Source organism: Nocardioides zeae (genome assembly GCF_010686755.1).
GTDB lineage: Bacteria > Actinomycetota > Actinomycetes > Propionibacteriales > Nocardioidaceae > Nocardioides > Nocardioides zeae.
This window is the reverse complement of record NZ_JAAGXA010000002.1, coordinates 354,153-361,391: the sequence shown is the minus strand read 5'-3', so window position 1 is coordinate 361,391 and position 7,239 is coordinate 354,153. Positions and strand designations below refer to the sequence as shown.

The following is a 7,239-nucleotide window of genomic DNA, read 5'->3' as shown; positions in this document are numbered from 1 at the left end:
TTCAGGAACACCGACTTGCCCGTGCCCGAGGGGCCCAGCATCACGCAGATCTCCCCGGCCGGCACCGTGAGCGACACGTCCCGCCAGATCACCTGCTTGCCGAACGACTTGGTCAGCCCGTCGACCTCGATCTCGACACCCATGCGCGTGCTCCTCTCCGGCCACCGGCCGGTGCGGTAGGTCCGCGCGAGGCCAGCGACGACGTGACGCCGACCACAGCATAGAATTTCAACTCCGGATTAGAAAGAAGGGTGTGCTCGATGCGGGACGAGGTGGCGGGGCTCTTCGCCTGGGAGGTCGAGCGGCACAGCGACCGGGTCGTCGCCCGCGCGCTGGTGGACGAGCAGTGGTGGGCGCCCGACGGCCGCTTGCTCCCGCTGGCCCTGCCACTGGGGCTGGACCTGGCGCTCGGCTCGTGCGCAGGGTGGGGCCTCGGGTCGCGCTGGGTCGTCACCTCCGACCTGGCGGTCCAGGTGCTGCGTCCTCCCGTGCCGGGGGAGATCCGGGTCGAGGCGACCCTGGAGGGTGCGGGGCGCCGTACGGCGGTGGTGGCCGCGCTCGTCACCGACGGCGGCCCCGGGGTCGTGGCGAGCGCCACAGGCGGGTTCGCGCTCGCACCGGCGTCCCTCGACCGCGGGCCCTTCCCCGAGACCCCGGTGGGCGCCGTGCGCCGCCACTCTCGTCCGCGGTGGTCCCACCTGTCGCCGGCCGACGTCGTGGCCGTCTCCCGTGCCGGCGACGGGAGGGTGCAGCTCGGCCTCTCCGAGCGCACGACCAACCCGTTCGGGATCATGCACGGTGCCGTCTCCGTGCACCTCGCGCTGGAGACCGCGGCCGTGGTGGTCGACGACGTCACCGCCGTGCACGCCCGCTTCCTGCGACCGGTGACCCTCGGTCCCGCCGTGGGGGTCGTCGCGGGGGTGCACCGCGGACTCGGGGGCGACGTCGCGGCACGGGTCGAGGTGCGGGACCCCGTCGGCCGCCGCTGCGTGCTCGTGGACGTGCGGGGTCAGGCCGGCGCCACGGGGTGACGCCGGGGCGTCGTGGTGCGCAGGTGCCGGCGCCGCGGGAGGTCGGCCAGCGTCTCCACCAGCCAGGCGCGGGTCTCGCTCGGCCACTGCACCACGTCGACCCCGAAGCCCTCCCCGGCCCGCACGGCGCCCAGTCGGTCCTGCAGCTCGGCGACGAGGCGAGACCGTGCCGCGGCGGGGTCGTCGCTGGCGGCGACCTCCCTCCGGTAGACCATCTCGACCGCCGTCTCCACTCCCATGACCGCCGTCTCGGCCCACGGCCACGCCACGACGAGGTCCGGGTGGAAGGTGCGCCCGCCCGACATGACGACGTACCCGCCGCCGTACCCCTTGCGTGCCACGACCGTCACCGTCGGGACGGTGAGGTCGCCCAGCTGGTTCACGAGCCGTCCGGCCGCCCGCGCGAGCCCGCCCCGTTCCGCGGCGGAGCCGACGGCGAGACCCGGGAGGTCGATGACCACCACGACGGGGATCCCGAACGCGTCGCAGAGCGACGCGAGGTGGGCGGCCTTGTGGGCGCCGTCGGCGTCGAGCGCGCCGGCCGCCACGGCGGGCTGGTTCGCGATGAACCCGACCGGTCGCCCACCGACCTTCGCGAGCGTCGTGAGCATGCTCGGCGCGAACGCCGACTTGAGCTCGACCTCCGAACCCTCGTCGACGATCCCCAGCAGCACGTCCCACATGTCGTAGGACTGCCGCAGGTCGGCCGGCACGACGGCGTCGAGCCCGTGGGCGGCCTCCGGGTCCGGCGGCCGGGGCGGCTCCACCGGCAGGCTCGCCTCCGCGTTCGAGGGCAGCGCGTCGAGGTAGTAGCGGAGGGCGTCGATCGCCTCGTCCTCGTCGTCGACGGCAAGGTCGATCGTGCCGTAGGAGGCCTGGGCGTCGGGGGTGTCGATGCCGAGGTCGTCGACGTCCTCACCCGTCGCCGCCCGCACGAGGGCGGGCGGCGCCATCCCGATCGAGGCGATCCCCCGCACGGCGACCACGTAGTCGCAGAGGGATGCCGCGAGCGTCGGCTGGCCGTAGCCCGGCCCCAGGATCGCCGCCACCATCGGCACCCATCCCGACAACCGCGCCTGTGTCTCCTGGATGTCGAAGCCGCCGGCGAACGTCGCGGCGTCGAGCCCCTCCTGGATGCGGTGGCCACCGCCGTCGAGCAGCATCACGACAGGGATGCCGCGCATCGCGGCGATCTCCCAGGCCCGGCGCTGCTTCTCGTTGCCGACCAGGCCGTTGCTCCCGCCGGCCGCGGTGTAGTCGGAGGCGAGCACCACGACGGGCCGGCCGGTGATGGTCGCAGTGCCGGCCACGATGCCGTCCCCGGGGATCTCCGGGGGGCCGGCCCGCCCGGGGTCGGGCCGGGCGAGCCGACCGACCTCCCGGAACGAGCCCTGGTCGACGAGCGCGTCGAGGCGCTCCCGGGCCGTCCGTTTGCCGCGCGCGTGCTGCCGCGCGACCGCCTCGGGGCGTGCGTCGTCGGCGACGGCCGCCGCGGCGAGCTCGTGGGCGGCGCGCGGTGCGGGAGCGGTCACGTCGTGCCCTCCGGGCTGTGACCCGGCTCGAGGCGGTCCAGGTGGTCGAGGTGGGCGGCCACCTCCAGCACTGCCGTCATGCGGTGGACGGTCTCGAGCTCCTCGAGACGGCGCTCGCGGCGGGTCCACCGCATGCGTGCCGCGATCGCTGCCGGGGTCGCGTGACCCGCGTCCCGCAGGGCGGCGATCTCGGAGAGGCGTGCGCGGTGGTGCTCCAGCAGCTCGAGCGCACGCTGCCCGGCCGACGTCGTCGCCTCGCCGTGCGCCGGCAGCAGCTCGCGGTCGCCCAGGCCGGCGACCAGGCGGAGCGAGGCCAGGTAGGTCGTGAGCGACCGCGGGTCCGGCGCCCGCTCGTAGGCGATCGACGGGGTGGTGCGGGGGAGCACGTGGTCGCCGGTGAGCAGCGCCCCCGTCGCGCTGTCCTCGAAGACGACGTGGCCCCGGGTGTGTCCCGGTGTGGCGATCACCCGGAGGGAGGTCCCGCCGCAGTCCACCACCTGGCCGTCGTCGAGCCATGCGGACGGCATGGTGAAGTCCATCGCCCGCTCGTGCACGTCCTCCCGGATCGCCGCGACCTCGGCGGCGAGGGTGTCGGCTCCGGCGTCGCGGAGCATCCCGACCTGCAGCGGGAACGCCCCGGGCAGGTCCTCCCAGGCCCGGATGCTCGGCGCCTCCCCGCGGCCGAGGTGCACGGGGATGCCGTGACTGCGCCGCAGGGACACCGCCTGCGTGTAGTGGTCCCAGTGGTGGTGGGTGACCACCACCTGGCGGACGTCGTCGAGGGTCCGTCCGAGGTGGGCGAGCCCGCCGGTCAGTGCCGCCAGCGTGTCCGCGGAGCTCCACCCGGGATCGACGAGCGTGACGTCGTCCTCGCCGAGCACGGCGTAGCAGTTGACGCTCGGCAGGCCGTCGAGCGGCAGTGGCAGCTCGATCCGGGCGAGGTGGTCGGACAAGCGCCGCGATGGTGCGAGCATGGTGTCTCCCGTCATAATCTACTCAAGATTAAACACAGGAGGACGAATGTTCCAGCAGGGGTCAGGGCAGACCGGGATCCGACCGCTCGCCGGGGTGCGCGTGCTCGAGGTCGGCGGCATGGGGCCGACGCCCTTCGCGGAGGGCCGCGCCACCTGGCCCGCGACCCGGGCGCGGATCGCCGCGGTGTTCCGCACCCGCACCCGCGACGAGTGGACGGAGGTGTTCGCCGACACCGATGCCTGCGTCTCGCCCGTGCTGGGCCTCCTCGAGGCGGGCGAGCACCCCCACGTACGGGCCCGCGGCAGCCTGCTGGACGACGACGGGTTCCTGCAGCCGGCACCGGCACCCCGGTTCGACGGGGTGCGCACCGAGCCCGGCGGGCGCCCGCCCGAGGAGGGTGCGGACACCCTCGCCGTGCTCGCCGAGGTCGGGGTCGACGGGACTGCCCTCGTCGCCTCGGGTGCGGCCTTCACGGCGTGAGCCCGCTGCCGCCGCCGCCTCAGTCGAGGCCCCGGCGGGCGACGAGCTGGGAGGCGATGACGTTCTTCTGGATCTCGTTGGTGCCCTCGCCGACGATCATGAGGGGAGCGTCGCGGAAGTATCGCTCCACGTCGTACTCCGTCGAGTAGCCGTAGCCGCCGTGGATGCGCACCGCGTTGAGGGCGATCTCCATCGCGACCTCGGAGGCGTAGAGCTTGGCCATGCCGGCCTCCATGTCGCAGCGCTCGCCGGCATCGAGCTTCTCGGCGGCGTGCAGCACGAGCTGCCGGGCCGCGGTCAGCTTCGTGGCCATGTCGGCGAGGTAGTTGCCGATCGACTGGTGCTTCCAGATGGGCTGGCCGAAGGACTCCCGCTGCTGTGCGTAGGCGAGGGCGTCGTCGAAGGCCGCCTGGGCGACCCCGAGCGCTCGGGAGGCGACCTGGATCCGTCCCGTCTCGAGCCCCTTCATCATCTGCGCGAAGCCCCTGCCCTCGACGCCGCCCAGCACCGCGGTCACGGGGGCGCGGTGGTCCGCGAACGAGATCTCACAGCTCTCCACGCCCTTGTAGCCGAGCTTGGGGAGGTCGCGCGAGACCTCCAGCCCGGGGCCGTGCTCGACGAGGAGGATCGAGATGCCCCGGTGGCGGGGCTCCGCCCGGGGGTCGGTCTTGCAGAGCAGGGCGATGAGCTGCGAGCGGCGGGCGTTGCTGATCCAGGTCTTGGCGCCGTTGACGACGTACTCGTCGCCGTCCCGCCGGGCGACCGTGGTCATCGCCTGGAGGTCGGACCCGCCTCCCGGCTCGGTGAGCGCCATCGTCGCCCGGATCTCGCCGGTCGCCATGCGGGGGAGGTACCGCTCCTTCTGCTCGTCCGTGCCGAAGGCGACGAGCAGCTTCGAGACGACGGTGTGACCGCCCATCGCGCCGGCGAGGCTCATCCAGCCCCGCGCCAGCTCCGTGGTGACCCCGACGTAGCAGGCGGCGGACACGGGGGCCTCGCCCCACGGCTCGGGGATGGCGAGCCCGAAGATGCCGAGCTCCTTCATCTGGTCGATGAGCCTCTCGGGGTACTCGTTCGCGTGCTCCAGGTCGCGGGCGACCGGGCGCACCTCCTTCTCGACCCAGTCGCGGACCATGGCCACGACCTCGCGCTCCTCGTCCGACAGCTTCGTCACCGTTTCCTCCTCAACCCGTTGATCGACCGTTCTAGTTTAACGTAGATTAGATTCATGGTCCCTGTCTCGTCCCCGGTCCTCACCCCGCCCCGCCGGGTGGCGCTCTGCGTGCCGGCCGTCCGGCCGCGCGTCGTGGAGAAGGCCCTCGCGGCCGGTGCGGACGAGGTCGTGGTCGACCTCGAGGACGCCGTGGCCGTCGACGACAAGGTGGCCGCGCGGGCCGCGCTGGGGGACATCGACCTGGCAGGCGGGCCGGCGGTGCGGATCGCCGTCCGGGTCAACGGCATCGACACACCCTGGTTCGTGCGTGACCTCGAGGCTGCGGTGGCCCTGGCGGACCGCTGTCACCGCACCCGGCCCGGCGCCGCACCGCTCACGGTCGTGCTGCCCAAGACCGAGTCCCGCGCGGACCTCGCGGCGGTGGAGCGGGTGCTCGACGCGCTCGAGGCCGAGCGCGGTGGCGGAGCCCCTCCGCTCGGTGTCCAGGCGCTGGTCGAGACCGCCGCCGGCCTCCACCGCGTGGACGAGATCGTGGCGGACGTACGGCGCGTGGTCGCCGTCGTCATCGGCTACGCCGACCTGGCCGGCTCGCTCGGTCGCGGCGAGGGCTGGTCCGCGGGCGGGTGGACGGTGGCGGCGGAGCGGGTGCTGTGGGCCGCGCGGGCCGCGGGCCTCGACGCCGTCGACGGCCCGTGGCTCTCGGTGGCGGACGACGCCGCGTTCGGCGAGGCGGCGCGGGGCGCGGCGGCCCGCGGGTTCGACGCGAAGTGGGTGATCCACCCCCGTCAGGTGGGGACGGCACGGACGGCCCTCGCGCCGTCCGCCGCAGCCGTGCAGCACGCCCGGCGGGTGCTCGACACCCTCGCGGCCGCAGCCGACGAGGGGAGCGGAGCCGTGCAGCTCGACGGCCGGCTCCTCGACGCAGCGATGGCGGTCGATGCGCGGCGCGTGCTCCGGCGGGCCGGCGAGGACGTCCGATGACGGCGCGCCACGTCGTCGAGGGGCCCTGGTTCGACGAGCTCGAGGTGGGCCAGGAGTTCACGTCGGCTCCCGGTTGCACGCTGACCGCGGGACGCGCGGCGACCCACCAGGCGCTGGTGGGCGACCGGTTGGTGCTCCCGCTCGACGACGACCTCGCCACCCGGGTGGCCGGCGCACCGGTGGCACACCCGGCGCTCGTGTGGAACGTGGCGATCGGCCAGTCCACGGTCGCCACGCACCACGTGCGGGCCAACCTCTTCTACCGGCGGCTCGCGCTGCTGCGCCAGCCGGCCATCGGCGACACGCTGCGCACGGTGACGCGCGTCGTCGCCCTGCGCGAGAACACCCGGCGCGCGGGCCGTCCGCCCACGGGGCTCGCCGCGCTGCGGATGACGACCCGCGACCAGGAGGGCCGCGCTGTCCTCGACTTCTACCGCTGCGCGATGCTCCCGCTGCGAGGCACAGCGGCCACGGGCCGCGCCGACGACCTCGACGCGGTCGGGGCGGAGCCCCTCGGGGAGGACGACCTGGAGGCGTCGGTCGCCGGGTGGGACCTGGGAGCCTGGGCCCGCACGCGTCCCCCGCGGGGCGACGGTGCCGTGGTGCGGGCCGGGGACGTCGTCGTACCCCTCGGTGGGGACGTCGTGACCGGGGCCCCCGAGCTCGCCCGGCTCACCCTCAACGTCGCCCGCGTGCACCACGACGAGCGGGCCGCGGGCGGGCGGCGACTCGTCTACGGCGGACACACCATCGCCCTGGCGTCGGCTCAAGCGGCACGCGCCCTCCCCGGCCTCGTGACGGTGCTCGGGTGGGCGGGTTGCGACCACGTAGGGCCGGTCCACGAGGAGGACGTCCTCGACAGCGAGGTCCTGGTCGAGCGGATCCGCCCCTCGCGCACGGGAGGCGCGGTGCTCGACCTCCGGGTCCGGGTGCGTGCCCACGCCGAGCCGGAGCCGCGGCCGGTCCTCGACTGGCGCTTCAGCGCCCTCCACGTCTCGCCGCCGACCAGCGGCGGCGAGCTGCGGCTCGACCGCGGGTGACCCGGGGGCGAGCCCCGGGCCCTGCG

At 74.6% G+C, this 7,239-nt stretch carries 8 protein-coding genes; 4 read left to right on the top strand and 4 right to left on the bottom strand.

Annotation, left to right across the window (positions count from 1 at the left end; all coding sequences use genetic code 11):
* Positions 1-143, bottom strand: a 143-nt coding sequence (locus G3T38_RS22500; protein ID WP_338037475.1) for an ATP-binding cassette domain-containing protein, incomplete at its 3' end; no start/stop codon positions are given.
* A 117-nt stretch (positions 144-260) separates the two neighbouring features.
* Between G3T38_RS22500 and G3T38_RS05035 the strand changes: the two genes are divergently transcribed.
* Positions 261-1,031, top strand: a complete 771-nt coding sequence (locus tag G3T38_RS05035) for a hotdog domain-containing protein (protein WP_163770968.1) — start codon at positions 261-263, stop codon at positions 1,029-1,031.
* On the opposite strand, the gene G3T38_RS05030 is transcribed toward G3T38_RS05035, so the two are convergent.
* On the bottom strand, positions 1,010-2,563 hold the full coding sequence (locus G3T38_RS05030) for a carboxyl transferase domain-containing protein (RefSeq protein ID WP_163770967.1): 1,554 nt from the start codon (positions 2,561-2,563) through the stop codon (positions 1,010-1,012). The genes G3T38_RS05035 and G3T38_RS05030 overlap by 22 nt on opposite strands.
* Positions 2,560-3,516, bottom strand: a complete 957-nt coding sequence (locus G3T38_RS05025; protein ID WP_163770966.1) for an MBL fold metallo-hydrolase — start codon at positions 3,514-3,516, stop codon at positions 2,560-2,562. The genes G3T38_RS05030 and G3T38_RS05025 overlap by 4 nt, the downstream gene beginning before the upstream one ends.
* 67 nt (positions 3,517-3,583) lie before the next feature.
* On the opposite strand from G3T38_RS05025, the gene G3T38_RS05020 reads away from it, so the two are divergent.
* Positions 3,584-4,018 carry a CoA transferase gene (locus G3T38_RS05020; RefSeq protein WP_241728469.1) on the top strand — a complete coding sequence of 145 codons (435 nt, stop codon included), beginning with the start codon at positions 3,584-3,586 and terminating at the stop codon, positions 4,016-4,018.
* 19 nt (positions 4,019-4,037) lie between these two features.
* Here G3T38_RS05020 and G3T38_RS05015 read toward each other — a convergent pair whose 3' ends face one another.
* Positions 4,038-5,192 carry an acyl-CoA dehydrogenase family protein gene (locus G3T38_RS05015; protein ID WP_163770964.1) on the bottom strand — a complete coding sequence of 385 codons (1,155 nt, stop codon included), beginning with the start codon at positions 5,190-5,192 and terminating at the stop codon, positions 4,038-4,040.
* Between the two features lie 54 nt (positions 5,193-5,246).
* Between G3T38_RS05015 and G3T38_RS05010 the strand changes: the two genes are divergently transcribed.
* Positions 5,247-6,173, top strand: coding sequence for an HpcH/HpaI aldolase/citrate lyase family protein (locus G3T38_RS05010; protein WP_163770963.1), 927 nt, complete (start codon positions 5,247-5,249; stop codon positions 6,171-6,173).
* The gene (locus tag G3T38_RS05005) at positions 6,170-7,213 is read left to right on the top strand and encodes a MaoC family dehydratase (protein ID WP_163770962.1); all 1,044 of its coding nucleotides are present in this window, start codon (positions 6,170-6,172) and stop codon (positions 7,211-7,213) included. The genes G3T38_RS05010 and G3T38_RS05005 overlap by 4 nt, the downstream gene beginning before the upstream one ends.
* Positions 7,214-7,239 lie beyond the last annotated feature (26 nt).